This is a genomic window from Neptunomonas sp., from assembly GCF_041601355.1.
Taxonomy (GTDB): domain Bacteria; phylum Pseudomonadota; class Gammaproteobacteria; order Pseudomonadales; family Balneatricaceae; genus Neptunomonas.
Window position 1 is genome coordinate 20,968 of record NZ_JBFIIH010000015.1, and the last position, 20,995, is coordinate 41,962.

At 46.8% G+C, this 20,995-nt stretch carries 19 protein-coding genes; 9 read left to right on the forward strand and 10 right to left on the reverse strand.

Going from position 1 to position 20,995, the window contains the following annotated elements; translation table 11 throughout:
- Positions 1 to 10: 10 nt before the first annotated feature.
- Positions 11 to 610 carry an FMN-dependent NADH-azoreductase gene (locus tag ABY436_RS04200; RefSeq protein WP_372737771.1) on the reverse strand — a complete coding sequence of 200 codons (600 nt, stop codon included), beginning with the start codon at positions 608 to 610 and terminating at the stop codon, positions 11 to 13.
- 179 nt (positions 611 to 789) lie between these two features.
- On the opposite strand from ABY436_RS04200, the gene ABY436_RS04205 reads away from it, so the two are divergent.
- From ABY436_RS04205 to dbpA, 3 genes are all read left to right on the forward strand, one after another.
- Positions 790 to 1,674, forward strand: a complete 885-nt coding sequence (locus tag ABY436_RS04205; RefSeq protein WP_372737772.1) for a LysR family transcriptional regulator — start codon at positions 790 to 792, stop codon at positions 1,672 to 1,674.
- A gap of 69 nt (positions 1,675 to 1,743) precedes the next feature.
- Positions 1,744 to 2,304: a class I SAM-dependent methyltransferase gene (locus tag ABY436_RS04210; RefSeq protein ID WP_372737773.1), complete on the forward strand. Its 561-nt coding sequence runs from the start codon at positions 1,744 to 1,746 to the stop codon at positions 2,302 to 2,304.
- Positions 2,305 to 2,404: 100 nt separating this feature from the next.
- Positions 2,405 to 3,787, forward strand: a complete 1,383-nt coding sequence (dbpA, locus tag ABY436_RS04215; protein WP_372737774.1) for an ATP-dependent RNA helicase DbpA — start codon at positions 2,405 to 2,407, stop codon at positions 3,785 to 3,787.
- An 83-nt stretch (positions 3,788 to 3,870) separates the two neighbouring features.
- Here dbpA and ABY436_RS04220 read toward each other — a convergent pair whose 3' ends face one another.
- The 8 genes from ABY436_RS04220 to ABY436_RS04255 all read right to left on the reverse strand — a co-directional run bounded on the left by ABY436_RS04220 (position 3,871) and on the right by ABY436_RS04255 (position 13,257).
- The gene (locus ABY436_RS04220; protein ID WP_372737775.1) at positions 3,871 to 5,562 is read right to left on the reverse strand and encodes an AMP-binding protein; all 1,692 of its coding nucleotides are present in this window, start codon (positions 5,560 to 5,562) and stop codon (positions 3,871 to 3,873) included.
- A 36-nt stretch (positions 5,563 to 5,598) separates the two neighbouring features.
- On the reverse strand, positions 5,599 to 6,192 hold the full coding sequence (locus ABY436_RS04225) for a peroxidase-related enzyme (RefSeq protein WP_372737776.1): 594 nt from the start codon (positions 6,190 to 6,192) through the stop codon (positions 5,599 to 5,601).
- A 29-nt stretch (positions 6,193 to 6,221) separates the two neighbouring features.
- Complete coding sequence (locus ABY436_RS04230) at positions 6,222 to 7,127, reverse strand: hydroxymethylglutaryl-CoA lyase (RefSeq protein ID WP_372737777.1); 906 nt, start codon at positions 7,125 to 7,127, stop codon at positions 6,222 to 6,224.
- A gap of 1 nt (position 7,128) precedes the next feature.
- A complete protein-coding gene (locus tag ABY436_RS04235) occupies positions 7,129 to 9,117 on the reverse strand; it encodes an acetyl-CoA carboxylase biotin carboxylase subunit (protein WP_372737778.1) in 1,989 nt (662 codons plus the stop codon).
- Positions 9,118 to 9,123: 6 nt separating this feature from the next.
- Entirely contained in the window at positions 9,124 to 9,921 is a 798-nt protein-coding gene (locus ABY436_RS04240; protein WP_372737779.1) for an enoyl-CoA hydratase/isomerase family protein, read from the reverse strand.
- Positions 9,922 to 9,934: 13 nt separating this feature from the next.
- Positions 9,935 to 11,542 carry a carboxyl transferase domain-containing protein gene (locus ABY436_RS04245; RefSeq protein WP_372737780.1) on the reverse strand — a complete coding sequence of 536 codons (1,608 nt, stop codon included), beginning with the start codon at positions 11,540 to 11,542 and terminating at the stop codon, positions 9,935 to 9,937.
- 90 nt (positions 11,543 to 11,632) lie between these two features.
- Entirely contained in the window at positions 11,633 to 12,799 is a 1,167-nt protein-coding gene (locus ABY436_RS04250; RefSeq protein WP_372737781.1) for an isovaleryl-CoA dehydrogenase, read from the reverse strand.
- Positions 12,800 to 12,840: 41 nt separating this feature from the next.
- Positions 12,841 to 13,257, reverse strand: coding sequence for a MerR family DNA-binding transcriptional regulator (locus ABY436_RS04255; protein WP_372737782.1), 417 nt, complete (start codon positions 13,255 to 13,257; stop codon positions 12,841 to 12,843).
- A 285-nt stretch (positions 13,258 to 13,542) separates the two neighbouring features.
- Here ABY436_RS04255 and ABY436_RS04260 point away from each other — a divergent pair, with 285 nt between their 5' ends.
- The 6 genes from ABY436_RS04260 (at position 13,543) to ABY436_RS04285 (ending at position 19,490) form a co-directional block, all read left to right on the forward strand.
- Positions 13,543 to 14,310, forward strand: coding sequence for an ABC transporter ATP-binding protein (locus ABY436_RS04260; RefSeq protein WP_372737783.1), 768 nt, complete (start codon positions 13,543 to 13,545; stop codon positions 14,308 to 14,310).
- A complete protein-coding gene (locus tag ABY436_RS04265) occupies positions 14,307 to 15,020 on the forward strand; it encodes an ABC transporter ATP-binding protein (protein WP_372737784.1) in 714 nt (237 codons plus the stop codon). Before ABY436_RS04260 ends, ABY436_RS04265 begins: the two co-directional genes overlap by 4 nt.
- 62 nt (positions 15,021 to 15,082) lie before the next feature.
- Entirely contained in the window at positions 15,083 to 16,285 is a 1,203-nt protein-coding gene (locus tag ABY436_RS04270; protein WP_372737785.1) for an ABC transporter substrate-binding protein, read from the forward strand.
- A 119-nt stretch (positions 16,286 to 16,404) separates the two neighbouring features.
- Entirely contained in the window at positions 16,405 to 17,292 is an 888-nt protein-coding gene (locus tag ABY436_RS04275) for a branched-chain amino acid ABC transporter permease (protein WP_372737786.1), read from the forward strand.
- Between the two features lie 13 nt (positions 17,293 to 17,305).
- Positions 17,306 to 18,232, forward strand: a complete 927-nt coding sequence (locus ABY436_RS04280) for a branched-chain amino acid ABC transporter permease (RefSeq protein ID WP_372737787.1) — start codon at positions 17,306 to 17,308, stop codon at positions 18,230 to 18,232.
- Between the two features lie 76 nt (positions 18,233 to 18,308).
- Positions 18,309 to 19,490 (forward strand): acetyl-CoA C-acyltransferase, encoded by a 1,182-nt coding sequence (locus tag ABY436_RS04285; protein ID WP_372737788.1) that lies wholly within the window; start codon positions 18,309 to 18,311, stop codon positions 19,488 to 19,490.
- Between the two features lie 88 nt (positions 19,491 to 19,578).
- On the opposite strand, the gene ABY436_RS04290 is transcribed toward ABY436_RS04285, so the two are convergent.
- A partial coding sequence (locus ABY436_RS04290; RefSeq protein WP_372737789.1) for a TonB-dependent receptor occupies positions 19,579 to 20,995 on the reverse strand: 1,417 nt, incomplete at its 5' end.

Consider the following 20,995-nt stretch of genomic DNA (forward strand, 5'->3'; position numbering starts at 1 on the left):
TCCTGTTTAATTAATTGATCGCATTAGCAATCTGTTGTTTTGCTGCCGCCAGCGAAGTATCCGCCATCGCCTCCATGTTAAGACCTTCAGCGTAAATAATGTCGATATCTTTCAGACCAATAAAGTTGAGAAACTGCGTCATGAATGGGATCTGAAAATCGGCGCCTGAATCACGATACAGTCCGCCACGCGTGGCAAACAGATAGACGGGTTTGTCATCCAGTAAGCCAATTGGGCCTTTGTCGGTGTACTTGAAGGTAACACCGGCACGAGCTAACTGGTCAAGATAAGCTTTCATTTGAGAAGGGATACCAAAATTGTACATAGGCACGCCTATTACAATCAGGTCGGCTTGACGGATTTCATTGATCAATTGGTCAGAATGCGTTGCTACTTCTTGTTGTGCTGTTGAACGGTCTGCTTCAGCAGTCATCAATGCAGTCACAATATCCGCATCAAGATGCGGGGTGGCGTTGTTGATTAAATCGCGGGTAACCACCTGGCCCTGAGGCTCTGTTTCCTGCCATTTTTTAATAAAATCTGCTGCGAGTTGGCTGGATTTTCCGCCGTCACCAAAGATGCTGCTTTTGATATGTAGAAGTGTTGCCATGATGTTTATCCCTATATTAATGTCGGCTTGTGCAAAGCTCTCGTACTGTCTAATGAGAGTGTTTTACGTTATAGCGTCTATTTTATATTTAATAAAAAGATTAAAAACAGGTAAAATCAGTTCAATTCAATCTAATTAATAGATATATCTATGACGCATATTTATACGACGCTTATAAAATGGTAACGCTTGAGCAATGGCAATGTTTGGTCGCAATCGTTGAGAGTGGTGGCTATGCCGCTGCCGCTGAAGTCTTGAATAAGAGCCAATCATCTATCAGCTATGCGATTCAAAAGATGGAAGCTAGTCTGGGCCTGCGTGCGTTTAAGATAGCAGGACGCAAGGCTGTGTTAACCCCGGTGGGTCAGACGCTTTATCGTCGGGCAAAAGTGTTGTTGGAAGAGGCGCAGCAGATGGAGTCAATGGCGCTGAAATTCTCAGCGGGCATGGAGGCAGAAATTAAGATTGCGATGGATACACTGTTTCCGGAATGGTTGTTATTGGAGGCAGTGCAGGCATTTATGACTGAGAATCCGATGACGCGAGTGGAGTTGCGGGAAACCGTGCTTAGCGGTTCAGATGAGGCTTTATTAAAAAAAGAAGCTGATATTGTTATCAGTGGGCGCATTCCGCCGGGTTTTTTAGGTGATCCATTGATGCAAGTGACCTTTAGAGCGGTAGCGGCACCTGATCATCCCTTGCATCAGGTTGGCCGGACACTGGATTACCAGGATTTACGTTTACATCGTCAACTGGTGGTTAAGGATTCGGGTAGCCGGGGTACGGACGCGGGTTGGTTGGGCGCGCAGCAGCGTTTGACCTTAAGTCATATTAATACGTCGGTTCGCTGTGCAGTATTGGGGTTAGGGTACGCCTGGTATCCGGTGCTGAAAATTCAGAATGAGCTTGAGCAAGGGGTGTTAAAACCCTTATCACTGGTTTCAGGTGGAGAGCGCTCGGTAGAACTTTATCTTATCTATCGTGATGGTCATTATGCAGGCCCAGGCACCCAACAACTCGGGCAGTTGATTAAAGATAAGATTACGAAAATTACAGTTGAGTAACTGTGTATTAGTAATTGTGTAATTAGTCACTCAAAATTAGTCGTAAGGCAGCTCAACTCAGGAGTAACTATGACATCAGTACGGGAAAAGTGGAACCGTCGCTATGCGGATAAATCAGGGGCGTTATCATCAATCCCGGTAGCCCTGGAACTCGGCTGGTCTTCGTTAAAACCGGGTTCGGTCCTGGACCTTGCGTCGGGTGATGGAGGTTCTGCTGTGTTTTTAGCCAGGCAAGGCTTTGCAGTTACCGCTGTCGATATTGCAGAAGAGGGACTTAAGCGTCTGAATGCCTGCGCACAAGCCGAACAGTTGAGCATTCGGACTGTTCAATTTGACCTTGATGTCACAGCCTCGTTGGCTGCTTTAGGTCAGTATGACAACATAGTGATCAATCGATTTCGTCCAACGCCGGCGCTTTTTCTGTGCCTGCCCGCGTTATTGACCAGAGGAGGGCGGTTGATGCTGAATAGTTTTAATCTGCTGCAACATAAGGAGAAAGGATTTTCCGAACGTTTTTGTCTCAAACCAGAGGAGTATCTGGGGCTATCTGCTGATTTGTCCCTTCAATATTATCGCTCAGAACAAAGAGACGGAGACTTTATGGATGAGTATCTTTTTATTAAAACCTAACAGGGAAATCTATTAGTCAGCGGAAGATTTGCGGATCTGTTATTATACGCGTCATTTTGGTCATCTTTACTACAAAACCGACCTTGTACAGGACAGCACATTGAGCTCAATAGAATTTTCGACCCTTAAGTTAAAACCTGCACTACTTCAGAACCTTGATTCAATCGGCTATACGGCAATGACGCCGATACAGGAACAGAGTCTGCCGCATATTCTGGCAGGCAAGGATGTTATAGCGCAGGGAAAAACCGGTTCAGGAAAAACAGCTGCCTTTGTGTTAGGTATGCTGGAAAAGCTCAATGTTAAACGCTTCAGAATTCAGGCACTGGTGCTTTGTCCTACGCGTGAGTTAGCGGATCAGGTGGCTCAGGAAGTGCGTACGCTGGCACGTACCATTCACAATATTAAAGTACTGACGCTGTGTGGCGGTACTCCGTTAGGCCCGCAGATAGGGTCTTTAGAACATGGTGCACATATTATCGTAGGAACACCGGGCCGTATTGAGGACCATATCAACCGCAAAACACTCAATCTTGAGCATGTTGAAACTTTGGTACTGGATGAAGCAGACAGAATGCTCGAGATGGGCTTCCAGGATGCGCTGGATGCGATTATTGATCAGATGCCTGCCCAGCGCCAAACGATGTTGTTTAGTGCCACTTTCCCTAAAAAGATTGAGTCTATTGCGCAGCGCATCATGACTGATCCGGAAATGGTTCAGGTGACGTCTACGCATGACGATAGCAGTATTCAGCAGCATCTGTTTAAGATCAATGATGAATCCGAGCGAATGTTAGCACTGCGTTTGTTGTTATTAAAACATCGTCCTGAATCGACCGTGGTTTTCTGTAATACCAGAATAGAAACTCAGGAAGTCGCTAACGAACTCTGCAATTACGGTTTTAGCGCGGTAGCATTGCATGGGGATTTAGAGCAGCGTGATCGTGACCAGACATTGATACGCTTCTCGAATAAAAGCGTATCAATTCTTGTGGCGACTGATGTGGCTTCACGGGGTTTGGATATTGACGCGTTGGATGCCGTTATTAATTATCAGATAGCACGTGATATAGAAGTTTATGTACATCGTATTGGTCGTACCGGGCGTGCAGGGCGCAAGGGTTTTGCCTGTACCTTGTTCAGCGATAAAGAAACGCATAAAGTTGCTCGTCTTGAAGACTACATCGGACAGCGCATCAGCGTCGAATCCTTGCCCTCTGATAGCGTCTTGGATAAGCCGGTTTTTAAACCAGCCATGGCGACGATCCAGATTGATGGCGGTAAAAAACAGAAAATTCGTGCCGGAGATATTTTAGGTGCATTGACCGGTGAGAACGGCATTGATGGCAAACAGGTCGGTAAAATCCAGGTGATGGATAATAAATCCTATGTGGCTGTGAATCAGGATGTTGCAAAAGTTGCGCTTAAAAAAATCAGCGAAGGAAAGATGAAAGGCCGTTCGTATCGCGCAAGACGCTTATAACTTTCTATCTATTAATGATAAATCACCTGTATAAATGTGAAAGCCCCGATTATTCGGGGCTTTTTTTCGGCAGATGTCAGATGTCAGATGTCGTCCAGACCCAGCTCCGCGATAGATATTTCACGCATTTTGAACTTCTGTATTTTCCCGGTAACCGTCATCGGGAACTCATCTACAAACTTAAAGTAACGCGGAATCTTAAAGTGAGTGATTTTTCCTTTACAAAAAGTACGTAACTGTTCTTCAGTGACGGTATCTGCCTTTGGATGTAATTTAATCCAGGCAATCAGCTCTTCACCGTATTTTTTATCCGGTACGCCGGTTACTTGTACATCTGAGATGTCAGGGTGGGTGTACAAAAACTCTTCAACCTCTTTGGGATAAACGTTTTCACCACCGCGAATCACCATGTCCTTGATACGGCCTACAATCTGAACATAGCCTTCATCATCCATTGTTGCTAAATCTTCAGTGTGCATCCATCCGGCAGCGTCTATCGCCTTGTCTGTGGCTTCTTGATTGTTCCAGTACTTGAGCATGACGCTGTAGCCGCGGGTACAAAGTTCACCAATCTCACCACGCGCAAGGATATTACCGGTGGCAGGGTCAATCACCTTGCTTTCCAAATGTGGTTGAGTACGGCCAACAGTGGTTACCTGTTTATCGAACGGGTCATCAGCAGAGGTCTGCAATGAAACCGGGCTGGTTTCGGTCATACCATAGGCGATCTGAACTTCTTTCATGTTCATCTTGGTGTTAACGGCTTTCATGACCTCAGCAGGGCAGATAGATCCAGCCATGATGCCGGTGCGAAGCGAACTCAGGTCATACTGGCTGAAGTCCGGGTGGTCCAGTTCTGAGATAAACATCGTGGGTACACCATAAAGCCCTGTGGCTTTTTCTTCGGAAACGGTTTCCAGCACAGTTTTAGGGTCAAAAGCCTCATCTGGATAGATCATCGCAGAGCCGTGAGTCATGCAACCCAGGTTACCCATCACCATACCAAAACAGTGATACAGAGGCACAGGAATAACAATGCGGTCTTTGTCGGTCAGGTTCATGCTTTCGCCAACAAAATATCCGTTATTCAGAATATTGTGATGAGAGAGGGCGGCCCCTTTAGGGAAACCTGTTGTGCCGGAGGTGTACTGAATATTGATAGCATCATCAAACTGCAGTTGGCTTTGTGCTTCATCAACTTGCTCAATACTGACGTTGTCAGCCATGCCGATAAAGTCAGTCCAACGCCACATGCCGGGAAATTTTTCATCGGCTAAATTGATGACGCCTTCAAGGCTTGTAAGCTTCATTGATTTGAGCTTACCTTCTGCAGATGCCTTCAGTTCTGGTGCCAGTTCAAATAGCATTTCTGTGTAATTTGAGCTTTTAAAGGTATTCGCTGTCACGATGAAGCGGGCTTCAGACTGATTTAACGCGTATTCCAGTTCGTGAAGCCGATAAGCAGGATTGATGTTGACCAGAATTGCACCCACTTTGGCGGTAGCAAACTGGGTAATAGTCCATTCGGCACAGTTCGGTGCCCACATGCCTATGCGGTCACCCCGTTCAACACCGATGGCGATAAAAGCACGGGCTGCCTGGTCGACAGCTTCTTTTAATTGGCTGTATGAGTAACGTAGCCCTTGATGACGAACAATCAATGCATCGTTGTCTGGATAGGTCGCTGCAATCTCATCAAGTTTTTCACCGATAGTCATTCCCAGCAGAGGTTTGCTGGAAATGCCGCTGGTGTAACTTGGCAATTTAATAGTCATAATAAAATCCCTGCAATCTTGTTGTTATCAGGTAGTTCATGAGTTTCGGGTGCCGCGATGGCTGGCGTGGTATTGCGGGTTAGGCTGCATCTCCGTTGCACTGGCCACTCGGTTGGTCATATTGTAGAAGCCGGTAACATTAGCAATATCCCAGATGCCTTGATCACTGAATCCTGCCTCACGCAGTGCTTGCCGGTCCGATTCAATAATCTGGTCAGGCTGGCAGGTGAGTTTATAAGCAAAATCGAGCATGGCGAGGTGCCGGGGTTGCAAGTCGGCTGCACGGTAATTCATTACCATAAGCTCTCCTAAAACCGGATCACCAGAGTACTCGCGTAAAGCAGCCCCATGCGCAGTAAGGCAGTAGTAACAATGGTTTTGTGAAGAGACAACCACCGCTATCATCTCCTTTTCCAGCGGGGTAAGTTCGCTTTCGCCAAACATCAGTTCGTTGTAAAAGCGTGCAAATATGTCAAGTTGAGCAACGTTCTGGCTATAAGCGGTCAGCACGTTAGGAACCATGCCCAGTTTTTCTTCGCATTTTGCGAAGTATTTCTGAAATTCTTCCGGTAGGTCTTTATGCTCGGGAATCGGCAGGTCAAGTGCGGTAATCTGCTTTGGTTGACTCATGTTACTTTGCCTCATGCTTTTTTATATTTTTATTCTTCACAGCCAAGGGCGAGCCCAACTTTGGAGCCGTTGGCGCGTCCGATTTGCTGTGTAATCCAGTTACCTACCGGTACCAGTTTTTCCAGATCTATGCCGGTTTCGATACCTAATCCATTCAGCATGTATACCACATCCTCTGTCGCAACATTGCCTGAGGCTCCTTTCGCATACGGACAGCCACCCAGGCCTGCAATGGAGGTATCGATAACACTGATGCCGTCTTGCATGACAGCATACAGGTTGGCTAATGCCTGACCGTAGGTGTCATGAAAATGCGCGGCGAGTTGCTTCACAGGCACTTCATGGGCAACCCGGGCCAGCATTTTTCGTGCTTTAACCGGTGTGCCAACGCCGATGGTGTCGCCTAATGAGATTTCATAGCAGCCCATGTCAAGCAGTTCACGGGCGACTGCAGCGACCTGAGCCGGATCAATTTCGCCTTCATAAGGACAGCCGAGTACGGTAGACACATAACCGCGAATACGGACGTTGTTTTTCTTGGCAGCTTCAATAACCGGTACAAAACGCTCGAGGCTCTCAGCAATCGAGCAGTTGATGTTTTTTTGGGTGAAGGACTCAGAAGCGGCGCTAAAAATAGCCACTTCATCCGCACCGGCTAAAATTGCTCCCTCGGCGCCTTTCAGGTTAGGCGTGAGGGCAGCATAGGTCACCCCCGCTTTACGCGTAATACCTGCCATCACTTCGGCAGCATCACCCATTTGCGGAACCCATTTTGGAGAAACAAAGCTGGCCGCTTCGATATGATTAATGCCAGCATCAGCAAGGCGGTTGATCAGCTCGACTTTAATTGCCGTGGCAATCACCGGGCCCGATTCATTTTGCAGTCCGTCGCGTGGGCCGACTTCAACAATACGTGCTTTGGTGGGTAATCCCATTTTATGCCTCCTCGACCGGTGCAACAGCCACCAGTGCTGCTCCATCAGATACTAAGTCGCCGACTGCAAAGTACACTTCTGTGACGGTGCCGTCATGAGGTGCCCGGATGCTATGTTCCATTTTCATAGCTTCCATGATGACGAGGGTTTCGCCTTGTTTAACAATTTGACCTGCTTCAGCGAATACTGCAACGATAGCGCCGTTCATTGGTGCAGTCAGTGAACCGCCTGCCGATTGATCACTTTCATCAAAGGTATGACGGAATAGTTGGCATTGGAACTGGTGGCCTTCACGGAACAGGGTCATATCATTACCTGACAGATGTCCGTGAATACTCAGGCGGTGACCATTAATAACAACCTGAAGATGGTCATCACTTAAGGTAGCAGAGACTTTGAAGGTGACGTTATCAACAGTGATATCATAACCGTTTTGTTGCTCAACTATGCTGACCTGATAATGGTCTTCGCCGACTACCCATTCCATCGGACGCGAGTAGTTAGCATTCAAACGCCAGCTGGTTTGTAAATTGAAGGGGGAGTCAGGATCGTCTTTGTTAGGCTGAGTCTGACGCTCGGTTTCAAGTACATAGCTGGTGGCAAGTGCGAGTTGGCTTTGAATGTCGGTTTTGTCTTTTTGAAAGAGCAGGTCGTTATGCTTTTCGATAAAGCCGGTATCCAGTTCCTGATCACGGAATGGCTTGCTATCTGCGAGTTGACGCAGGAAGCGGATATTGGTTTTCATGCCTCCAATGCGATAAGACTCAAGCGCATGCACCATACGATTGATCGCCTGTTCACGATCTTCATCCCAGACAATCAATTTTGCAATCATCGGATCATAGTAAACGCTGACGTCATCACCTTCGATAACACCCGTGTCGACACGTACATGCGCGTTTTCATCCGGTGTGCGCAGATAGTGTAGGGTACCCGTGACCGGCAGGAAGTCATTATCCGGGTCTTCTGCGTAAACACGTGCTTCCAGCGCATGACCGCGAATCTGAATCTGATCCTGCTGAAGCGGTAGGGGCTCGCCATCAGCAATGCGTAGCTGCCATTCAACCAAGTCCTGGCCTGTGATCATTTCAGTTACAGGGTGTTCTACCTGCAAGCGAGTGTTCATCTCCATAAAGTAGAAGGAGCCATCTTCGTCATACAGGAACTCTACCGTTCCGGCACCGACATAGTCGATTGCTTTTGCTGCAGCAACGGCTGTTTCACCCATTGCTTTACGCGTTTCATCTGAGAGACCTGGTGCGGGCGCTTCCTCAATGACTTTTTGGTGACGACGCTGTACAGAGCAATCGCGCTCAGCTAAATAAACGCCGTTACCCTGCTTGTCACAGAATACCTGGATTTCAACATGGCGCGGTTTGGTCAGATAGCGCTCAATCAGCATGTCGGGGTTGCCGAATGCATTTTGTGATTCACGTTGAGCGGCCGCCAGTGCTTCAGTAAATTCGCCGATATGAGTGACGACACGCATCCCCTTACCACCGCCGCCAGCAATTGCTTTAAGCAGAAGAGGGAAGCCGCATTTTTCAGCTTCGGCTTTCAGTAGGGCGGGGTCTTGATCAGCGCCATGGTAGCCAGGCACCAGCGGAACATCCGCTTTTAGCATGATATCTTTCGCCGCGGATTTAGAACCCATTGCCGCGATAGCGGATGCAGGAGGGCCGATAAAAGCAATATTGTTTGCTTCACAAGCGTTGGCGAATTCTGTGTTTTCTGACAAGAAACCGTAACCAGGGTGAATTGCTTGTGCACCTGATTTTAAGGCGATCTGTAATATTTTATCAGCACGTAAGTAGCTCTCGCTGCTGGGTGCAGGGCCTAATAAGAAGGCTTCATCAGCCATGGCTACATGGCGGGCATTGCGGTCGGCTTCAGAATAAACAGCGACACAACGGATACCAAGGCGGTGAGCTGTCTGAATGACGCGACAGGCAATCTCGCCACGGTTTGCAATTAAAATCTTGCTGAACATAGTGACTTACTCCTGAATCCAGTTGGATTTACGTTTTTCAAGAAAAGCACTCAAGCCTTCCTGTCCTTCAGCACTGACACGTATATTGGCAATGCGTTGGGCCGTATCCTGGATAACGGTTTGATCAATAACTTTATGGCTCACAGCAAAGATAAGTTCTTTTGCTGCACGCATTCCTTGTGGGCTGTTTTTGCTGAGTGTGCGAGTAATGCGAGCACAGGCATCATCAAAAAGCTCAGGAGAAGCAACGACTTCGTGTACCAATCCGAAATTCTGCGCAATAGCCGCAGAAAAGGGTTCAGCCGTCAGGAAGTAGCGACGAGATTGACGCTCGCCAATAGCCCGTACAACGTAGGGGCTGATCACCGCAGGAATCAGTCCGATCTTTACTTCACTCAGACAAAATTGCGCGTCTTCAGACGCGATAACCATATCGCAACAGGCTGCCAGTCCCACTGCACCACCATAAGCGGCACCCTGTACCAGGCCGATAGTCGGCTTGTTCAGATCGTTAAGCAGTTGCATTAGTTTGGCAAGGCGACCTGCATCCTGCAGGTTTTCCTGATGGGAGTTTTTCGCCATGCGGCGCATCCAGCCAAGGTCGGCACCGGCAGAAAAATTTTTACCGTTTGAGCGCAAGACTAATACGCGAACAGTCTCATTATTGGCAACGCTTTCAAGCTGAGCGATCAATTGTTCGATTACATCATCATCAAAAGCATTATGTACTTCCGGACGGTTCAGTGTCAGTTCGGCGATGCCGTCTTCACTGATGTTCAGGAGTACACGATTATTATTGTTCATAATAGTCACTCCATTACATCCGGAATATGCCGAAGCGGGTTTCACCAACGGGCTTATTCAGCGCGGCTGACAACCCCATGCCAATAACGGCGCGGGTTTGTGCAGGATCAATCACCCCGTCATCCCATAGACGCGCTGAGGCATAATAAGGATGCCCCTGATGTTCGTAGGTGTCCACAATTGGCTTTTTGAAATTGGCTTCTTCTTCTGCAGACCAGGTTTCACCTTTACGCTCTTTGCCGTCGCGTGTAACCGTCGCCATAACGCCAGCGGCTTGTTCACCACCCATGACGGAGATGCGTGCATTTGGCCACATCCATAAGAAGTTAGGGCTGTATGCCCGACCACACATGCCGTAGTTGCCTGCTCCGAATGAGCCACCGATCAATACGGTTAGCTTTGGCACTTCTGCGCAGGCAACCGCTGTAACCAGCTTGGCTCCATGTTTGGCAATACCTTCCGCTTCATACTTCTGGCCTACCATAAATCCGGTAATGTTCTGCAGGAACAGCAGAGGTATTTTACGTTGACAACAGAGCTCAATGAAGTGAGCGCCTTTTTGTGCAGACTCGCTGAAGAGGATACCGTTGTTCGCAATAATGCCGACAGGGTAGCCATAGATATGTGCAAAGCCGGTGACCAGTGTGGTGCCGTAGTTCTTTTTAAACTCGTCAAAGTCAGAGCCATCAGCAATGCGTGCAATCACGTCACGAACATCAAAAGGCTTTTTAAGGTCAGTACCGACAATGCCGTATAGCTCTTCAGCAGGGTAGAGAGGCTCTACAGAAGGCTTAATGTTCAGGTTGATCTCTTTCTTTCGGTTCAGGTTAGCAACGCACGTACGTGCTATCTGTAGTGCGTGCTGGTCGTTTTCTGCATAGTGGTCGGCAACGCCTGACACTTTGCAGTGAACATCAGCGCCTCCAAGATCTTCAGCACTGACCACTTCGCCCGTGGCTGCTTTAACCAGAGGCGGGCCCGCCAGAAAGATCGTGCCTTGATTACGAACGATAATAGACTCATCTGCCATGGCGGGTACATAAGCACCACCGGCAGTACACAGGCCCATTACAACAGCAACCTGTGGTATGCCTTTAGAAGACATACGTGCCTGATTGAAAAAAATACGTCCGAAATGGTCGCGATCAGGGAAGACATCATCTTGTTGCGGAAGGTTGGCACCGCCTGAATCTACCAGGTAGATGCATGGCAGATGATTTTGCTCTGCAATCTCTTGTGCACGTAGATGTTTTTTAACCGTCAGCGGGAAATAAGTTCCGCCTTTTACCGTAGCATCGTTGGCAATGATCATGCATTCCTGGCCAGATACACGGCCAATACCGGTAATAATGCCGGCTGCTGGAATGTTGTCTTCATAGACTTTATAAGCGGCCATTTGTGACAGCTCAAGAAAAGCTGAACCCGGATCAATTAATGTATTAATACGATCGCGGGGAAGTAACTTGCCGCGCGCCGTATGGCGCTCCTGATAAGAGGGACCACCACCTTGTTCGATAACACTTACTTTTTCACGTAAATCTGAAACGGCAGTTTGCATCGATTCCTGACGGGCGACGAAATCTTCAGCACGTGTGTTTACCTTGGATTGGATGATCGACATATCCTGTCCTCTTCAGATTCAGATGATGCATGATCACCTGAATCTGTTTAGTTCAATTTGATGGGATACTAGCTAATTAACAGAACGCTGTTACTTGTTAAGGTAAAGCTCACGTCCGATTAGCATACGGCGGATTTCAGAGGTGCCCGCGCCGATTTCATATAGCTTGGCGTCACGTAATAGACGACCCGTAGGGAATTCGTTGATGTAACCATTGCCGCCAAGTAACTGGATAGCATCCAGAGCAATTTTGGTCGCCATTTCTGCCGTAAAGAGTATGCAGCCAGCAGCATCTTTACGTGAGGTTTCGCCGCGTTCTGCCGCCATACCGTTCAGGTAGACATAAGATTTTGAGGCGTTCATCAGGGTGTACATGTCGGCAATTTTTCCCTGTACCAGCTCGAACTCACCAATAGGCTTGCCAAACTGCTGACGGTCACGAATATATGGAACACAGATATCCATTGCGGCTTGCATAATACCCAGTGGGCCACCCGATAAGACCAGGCGTTCATAATCCAGACCGCTCATCAGTACTTTCACGCCACCATTCAATTCGCCAAGAATGTTTTCTTTTGGAACAGGGCAGTCCTGAAAAACCAGTTCGCATGTATTGGAGCCGCGCATCCCTAGTTTGTCGAGTTTCTGGTGACGGGAGAAGCCGGGGAAATCACGTTCAACGATGAAAGCGGTAATACCACGAGGGCCTGCTTTGATATCGGTTTTTGCGTAGATGACATAAGTATGGGCATCAGGGCCGTTGGTAATCCACATTTTGTTGCCGTTCAGCAGATAGTGGTCGCCGTTGTCACGTGCGCTGAGTTTCATGGAAACAACATCAGAACCTGCGTTTGGCTCAGACATGGCTAACGCGCCAATGTGTTCACCGCTGATCAGTTTAGGCAAGTACTTGGGTTTCTGTTCTTCAGTGCCGTTGCGATGAATCTGGTTTACACAGAGATTTGAATGAGCGCCATAAGATAAACCAACAGACGCCGATGCGCGGCTGATCTCTTCCATTGCAATGATATGGGCAACGTAACCCATGCCAACACCACCGTATTCTTCACTAACGGTAATGCCCAGCAGACCCATATCACCAAATTTGCGCCATAAGTCGTTTGGAAATTCGTTGTCGTGATCAATCTGTTCTGCGCGAGGTGCAATCTCTTTAGCCGCAAAGCTATTGATCTGTTCGCGTAGCATATCGATTGTTTCGCCAAGTCCGAAGTTCAACTCTGTGTATTGAGAAATCATCTGTCACATCCTTAGTTTTGCTTATTCCTGTCTGATGGTGTTCAGCCCAGGTTCGCTTTTTTTTGTTTTTTGTCCGTTAGTTCCCTAAGTGCTTCGTTACAACGGTTTTCGGCACTTTCAAGTTCTAATCGAACCATTGCGATATCGTTGAGTTGCTGTTCAAGAGCTGCTTTACGCTCCAGGATCTTATTCAATAGCAGATTTAGCTGCTTCTCGCTACCGGACAAGGTTTCATCCCAAAGGTCAAATAACTCCCGTGTTTCAGCAAGCGAAAAGCCTAATCGCTTGCCGCGTAAAATTAATTTAAGGCGCACCCGGTCCTGCCGGCTGTAAATGCGTGTTTGTCCCCGGCGTCGAGGAGAAAGCAAGCCCTGGTCTTCATAAAACCGAATACTGCGTGTCGTAATATCAAATTCGGTTGCCAGTTCGCTGATTGAGTATGTTGCCTTATTGTTCATAGTTCCGTATCACATTTTCTTTTAAGTTAATTTAGCGGAAGTTTACGTAAACGTAAAGTAAAAAAGGTCATAATAAAATTATACATGATTATTTTTAAAATGGTTAAGTGTTTGTTTTTAATTGATTAAAGCATCATAATTGAGCCCTTATCAGGGCCTGTTAGACTAAAGTACTACTTGGCTTCCAGTAAGGGAAATTGCTAATTTCTATACAGCGCTTACGTAAAAGTAAGTATTCAGCGCAGCGAAAGATGCACAATAAGAACAAAAGAGGCATAGTACCGCATGAGTGCAGATTACGTTCTGGAGACCCAGAATCTCATAAAAGAATTCAAAGGCTTTACCGCCGTAGATGATGTGAGTCTTAAGATTCAGCGAGGTCATATACATGCGCTGATAGGTCCGAACGGGGCTGGTAAGACCACCGTTTTTAACCTTTTAACTAAGTTCCTGACACCGACATCAGGCAAGATTCTATTTAATGGTAATGATATTACGTCAATGAAATCTGCTGCGATTGCACGAAGAGGTGTCGTTCGCTCGTTCCAGATATCGGCTGTATTTCCTCATCTGAGTGTGTTGGAAAATGTGCGTGTCGCATTGCAACGCAAAGAGGGTAATAGTTTTCACTTTTGGAAGTCAGATAAAGTGCTTGATCGCCTGGATGACAGGGCTGTGGAGTTGCTTGAGTCGGTTGGCCTGGGCGGTTTTGCGGGTGCGAAAACGGTTGATCTTTCCTATGGCCGTAAACGTGCTTTGGAGATTGCGACTACACTCGCATTAGAGCCTGAGTTGATGTTACTGGACGAGCCGACACAGGGGATGGGTCATGAAGATGTTGATGTGGTTGCTGACCTGATTAAGCGAGTCTCTAAAGACCGCACCATTTTGATGGTTGAGCATAATTTACATGTCGTTTCCAAGCTGGCGGATCAGATAACGGTACTGCAGCGTGGAGCCGTTCTGACCGAAGGTGATTATGAATCAGTGTCTGCTGACCCCCGTGTTCAGGAAGCGTATTTAGGCGTTGCCGCTGATGAGGTGCAAGCATGAGTACTACACGTCCTGAAAAAATCCGTATTAATGATTTGCACGCTTTTTATGGAGAGTCTCATATTCTTCATGGTATCGACATGTCTATCGGGCAGGGTGAACTTGTTACTTTGTTGGGTCGAAATGGTGCAGGGCGTTCAACAACCCTCAAAGCTATTATGAGCATGGTGGGCCGACGTACCGGCTCGATTGTGATTAATGGTACTGAAACTATCAATATGCCAGCGCATAAAATAGCACATTTAGGTATAGGCTTTTGTCCGGAAGAGCGTGGCATCTTTTCCAGCCTGAATGTTGAAGAAAATTTGATGTTGCCGCCCGCAGTGCGTTCTGATGGTGTGAGTGTTGAAGAAATCTATGAGATGTTTCCAAACTTGTATGAGCGACGTTTCAGTCAGGGAACACGTTTGTCAGGTGGGGAGCAGCAGATGCTGGCATTAGCGCGTATATTGCGCACCGGAGCAAACATCTTGCTACTTGATGAAATAACGGAAGGTTTGGCACCTGTTATCGTTCAAAAATTAGCAGAAGTGCTGATGGCCCTTAAAGAACGTGGTTTAACCATTTTACTGGTCGAACAGAACTTTCGTTTTGCGGCTCCGATTGCAGACCGCCACTACGTGATGGAACACGGGCATATCGTCGAACAAGTGCATGCGCATGAACTGAAAGAAAAAACAGAACTTCTGAACACGTATTTGGGTGTCTGATATTAATCAGATATCTATTTAAAGTTATAACAATAAGAAATGCTCTAACCAGGAGAGTCATAATGAAATCAATGAACAAAACACTTTTATCCGCTGCAATGGCGGTGGCATTAACCTCCACAGCTGCACATGCTGACCTGTCAAATGACAAGGTTAAGATTGGTGTGTTGGCGGATATGGGTGGTGTTTATGCCGATCTGTGCGGTAAAGGTTGTGTGACAGCTGTTGAGATGGCTGTTGAAGATTTTGGTGGTACTGTATTAGGTAAGCCAATTGAAGTCGTGTCAGCTGATGATCAGAACAAACCTGATGTCGGTTCTGCCATTGTTCGTAAGTGGGTTGAAAACGAAGAAGTTGATGTAATCAATGGGTTAGTTGCTTCCAGTGTAACCGGAGCGGTTACTGAAGTGACAACAAATGCTAAAAAAATAGCCTTGATTGCAGCGTCTGCCAGCGATGCTTTTACTACTAAATCGTGTTCTCCTTACAATGCGCATTGGACATATAACGTAACAGCACTGGCGAATGGTACTGTTAAGCCCATGGTGCAATCTGGTAAGAAAAAATGGTTCTTCATTACCGCCGATTATGGATTTGGTCATGCTCTGGAAGATATTGCTACTAAAGTGATTGAGGACGAAGGTGGTGAAGTTGTCGGTGCGGTACGTGCACCTTTGGGTACGACAGATTTCTCTTCGTATATCCTTCAGGCCCAGGCATCAGGTGCTGAAGTAGTGGGTCTGGCAAATGCCGGTGCAGACTTTGTAAACTCTCTGAAGACGGCGGCTGAGTTTGGCTTAACAGATATGATGGACGTAGCCGGGTTGTTGGTGTTTACGCCAAACGCGCAGGCGCTGGATCCGGCAATCGCGGGTGGCATGTTGGCCACAACAGGTTTCTACTGGGATCGTGATGATGAGTCACGTGCGTGGAGCGCTCGTTTTAAAGAACGTCACGGTGCAATTCCTGCCATGCCGCATGCCGGTGCATACTCAGCAACGATGCATTATCTGAATGCTGTAAAAGCAACAGGTACGGATGATTCTGATACGGTCATGAAGCATATGAAGGCAAATAACCCGGACGATTTCTTTGCGAAGAATGCAACACTGCGCTCTGACGGTCGTATGGTGCATGATATGTATTTGATAAAAATTAAAAAAGGATCTGAGCGTACATCAGCAGATGATATTTTCGCTATTCAAAGCGTTATCCCGGGTGATAAGGCATTTGCCCCTGTCCTGCCTGAATGTGACTTTAAATAATAAAAAATAGCCTGCCAGTGATGTCACTGAATCCCCATCAAGACGCATAAGTCAGGATGGGGGGCGGGCACGTGTTCGCATCTGTTTTGTAATTCAGGTCGAATTTTTGAGGTAGAAATATGGCGACGTTTCTGGGAATCAACCTGTTTGGCTTATTTGGTCAGCTTTTGGTTGGCTTAATCAACGGATCTTTTTATGCCTTGCTGAGTCTTGGTTTGGCAATTATTTTTGGATTGCTGAAGATCATCAATTTTGCGCAAGGTGCAATCTATATGCTGGGAGCCTTCGGGGCTTATCTGGGGTTGCATTATCTTGGCATTAGTTATTGGGCAGCGCTGATCGTGGTACCGCTGGTGGTCGGCCTTTTGGGTATTCTGATGGAGCGTTTCCTGATTCGCCCGATAGCCAATGAAGACCATCTCTATTCATTGTTGCTCACCTTTGGAGTGGCACTGGTGTTACAAGGTTTGTTCACTCACATGTTTGGTTCTTCGGGGCTGTCTTATGCTATTCCTGACGCATTGAAAGGGGGGACTAAATTACCTTTTATGTATCTGCCTAGTTATCGCGCCTGGATCATTATTGCTTCGCTTACTGTCTGTTTTGCCACGTGGTGGATGATTGAGAAGACTAAATTGGGTGCTTATCTGCGTGCAGGCACTGAAAACGCCGCTCTGATGCAGGCTTTCGGTATCAATGTGCCGTTAATGGTGACACTTACATTTGGCTTCGGTGTGGCGTTAGCGGGGTTCGCTGGTGTAATGGCGGCACCTGTCTATTCGGTATCTCCAGACATGGGCTCAAGCATACTGATTGTTGTATTCGCTATCGTTGTTATCGGTGGGATGGGTTCAATTGGTGGTGCCATTCTTACAGGCTTAGGTATGGGTATTGTTGAAGGTTTAACGAAATACTTTTATCCCGAGGCATCTAACACGGTCATTTTCCTTGTCATGGTCATTGTTCTGTTAATCAAGCCTGCGGGCTTATTTGGTAAAGAAGCCTGAGGAGAACCCGATCATGAAAATATCTAAGTTGTATATTGGTTTATTCGGCGTTGCTCTGGTTGCTCCGTTCGTAATGTATCCTGTTTTGTTGATGAAAATCTTGTGCTTTGCATTGTTCGCCTGTGCATTTAACCTGTTGTTAGGCTTTGTTGGCTTGTTGTCTTTTGGTCACGCAGTATTTCTCGGAACGGGCGGCTATGTGACCGGCTACCTGATGATGAACACCGGTCTTACTCCTGAGTTAGGTATTCTCGGGGGGACTGCTGCTGCTGCTCTGTTAGGTGCAATTTACGGTAAGTTGTCGGTTAAGCGTGAAGGGATTTACTTTGCGATGGTGACGTTGGCGCTGGCCCAGTTGATGTTTTTCGTCTTCTTACAAGCGCCTTTCACCGGCGGTGAGGATGGTATGCAGGGGATTCCCCGTGGCTACTTGTTCGGACTTATCGATCTTTCTGATAACCTGAATATGTATTACTTCGTGTTGGCTGTTTTCTTGTTTGGTTTCTGGTTGATTAACCGAACGGTGCATTCACCTTTTGGTCAGGTCTTAAAGGCGATCCGTGAAAATGAGCCGCGTGCCACATCATTGGGTTATAACGTAAATGATTATAAGTGGGTTGCATTTATAATTTCAGCAGCGCTATCCGGGTTGGCAGGTTCAACAAAAACGTTGGTTTTCCAGCTGGCATCACTGACTGATGTACATTGGCATATGTCAGGCGAAGTCGTATTAATGACTTTGTTAGGAGGCATGGGCACAATATTTGGTCCTCTGGTGGGTGCGGCTGCAGTAGTCGGGCTACAGAACTTCCTGTCTGGAGGCGAGCTTGGCAATTATGTGCATATCATCATGGGGTTGATCTTTATTGTTTGTGTACTGGCATTTCGCGGCGGTATTGTTGGTGAAATTCAGAAAATTGTTAAACGCAATTTCAGTTAAACAATTTGAGCCTCGCTATCCATAGCGAGGTTTTTTAATTATTATAGTTAACGTTTACGTAAGCTGGAGTTTAGTTATGAGTCAGGATTCAGTCGTTATCGTCAGTGCTGCCAGAACACCAATGGGCGGTATGATGGGGGTTTTTAGTGATGTCCGTTCCCCGGATCTTTGTGCAACGGCTATCAGTGCAGCAGTAGAAAAAGCGGGCATCAATGCGGCTGATATTGATGAAGTGATTATGGGCTGCGTTTTGTCTGCTGGTTTAGGCCAGGCGCCTGCACGCCAGGCATCCAGAGCCGCGGGTATACCTGATGCAGCGGGTGCGACCACTATTAATAAGATGTGTGGTTCTGGTATGAAAGCAGTGATGTTGGCGCATGACCAGATTATGGCAGGCCAGGTGAATATAATGCTGGCGGGTGGTATGGAAAATATGAGCCAGTCACCCTATTTATTACCTAAAGCACGTGCCGGAATGCGAATGGGGCATGCGCAAGTTATTGATCATATGTTCTTTGATGGTCTGGAAGATGCCTATGAAGGTGGTTTGATGGGTGCTTTTGCTCAGAAAAGTGCCGATGATTTTAATGTGAGCCGTGAAGCGATGGATGACTTCGCTATTGGTTCGTTGAATAAAGCATTAAAAGCGATTGAGACGGGGGCTTTCAAAGATGAAATAGCCGCTGTTACCGTAAAGTCACGTAAAGGTGACAGGATTGTTGACACAGACGAGCAGCCGGGAAATGCTCGCATGGATAAAATCCGCTCGTTGAATCCGGCGTTTAAAAAAGACGGCACTATTACCGCGGCCAATTCAAGCTCAATTTCTGATGGTGGTTCTGCGTTACTGCTGATGAAAGAGTCTGATGCAAAAGCGCGTGGTTTGAAGCCGTTGGCACGCATTGTGGCGCACTCTACGCACGCACAATTGCCGGCAGAATTTACGATTGCACCGATTGGTGCTATTCAGAAAGTGCTGAAAAAAGCAGGCTGGAGCAAAGATGATGTCGATCTTTACGAGATCAACGAAGCCTTCGCTGTGGTGTCTATGCTGGCTATTTCTGAACTAGGTCTGGATGCTGATAAAGTCAATGTAAACGGTGGCGCCTGTGCGCTGGGCCATCCCATTGGTTCGAGTGGTTCCCGTATTCTGGTTACGCTGTTATATGCACTGAAAAATGCAGGTAAGTCGAAAGGTGTTGCTTCACTGTGTATCGGTGGGGGCGAGGCTACTGCGGTAGCGGTTGAAATGATCTGATTGATGAGTACTAATTAAGATTAACCGTGTGATAAAAACGCCGCTAATATAAGCGGCGTTTTTTGTTGAATGGCTTTACTGTTAAATCTTAAAAACTCATGTTTGCGGTAATGCCGAGTTGACGTGGCGCGCCTAGCTGAGTGTAAAGTTTGTTTCCTAGGCCGTCATTATCAAAGTAAAAACCGCGTACATAGGTATCTTCATCTGTGAGGTTTTTACCCCATAAGGTGACACTCCAGTCTTTTGTTTTATAGCCCAGACGAGCGTTCAGTAAAGTGTAGGCTTCAGACTTTTCATTATGACTGTCAGAGAAGTAAAACGAGTCTTTTCCTTCTACATCAATACCGGAAAACCAGTTTTTGCCATGGTTGAAGTTGGCACCGATTGTGTATTGATAACTAGGTGCCTGAGCCGCATCACGTCCATTTACTTTTACAGTGGGTGTGTCTAGCTTGGGATCTTCCAGTTTAGTATTCAGCAGCCCTAGAGAACCAAATAGAGATACGTTTGAATTGAGCATCCATTGAGCTTCAGCTTCTAACCCATAACTATAGGCATTTTCAGCATTACCGACGTAATCGAAAAAACTGGTACCGCCACCAGCGTTAGTTATAGTCCGGTTGCCTTTGATCTGAGCATTATCCCGCTGTTGATAAAAGAGAGCTATTTGTGTCTGTAACTGATTATTCAGCCAATTCCCTTTAGTACCTATTTCATAGTTCCATAGAGTTTCAGTATCAAACTCTTGTAGGTTTGCAGGAAGTGAAATATCGGCATTGAATCCCCCGACTTTATAACCACGTGAAATTAAGCCATACAAGGTTGTATTTTGATTGGCCAGGTACTCAAGCGCCAAACGCCCGCCTATGAGTATGTCGTCGGGGTTAGAGGATGCGCCATCGTTATCCTTGTATTCTGATTCAGCATGCTCAATACGCAGACCGCTAGACAGAATATATTGTTCAGAAAGTTTAGACTCCAGTTGTCCATAAGCCGATATCCGAGTGGTATCAAATTGGCTAGTGAAGTCATTAACTAAATAAGTATATTCACGGTGCAGATCAGTAGAGCGGTTGTAGTAATAAACACCGGTTGCCCATGTGGTTGTGCCATCAAATATCTCAGCACCGGGTGCAGAAATCAAACGTACTTCTGCTGTAGTTGTTTTATTATCTCGGATGTAATTGTCAAATGAACTGTAGTAACCCCCATCTGTCCAATCTTCATCGTAACCATACTCAAGATCAGAATCTGAGTAGCTCAGTGATGTTTCAAGCGTAAATGCATCATGCCCGGTCCAGGTGGATTTAGCCGCAAAAGCAGATGTCTCCTGGCGGTCATGTCCTGGCTCATCAGATAATGTCGTGCGGGTGTTATCCAGTGAAAAAGCATCATAACCGTTATCAATATTGGCATAAAAAGCAGTCAGATCAATCATATGATAGTCGCTTGCTTCTATGCGTAATTTGCCGCGAAACAGCGTTTCATCAATGTTGTTGGTGTTG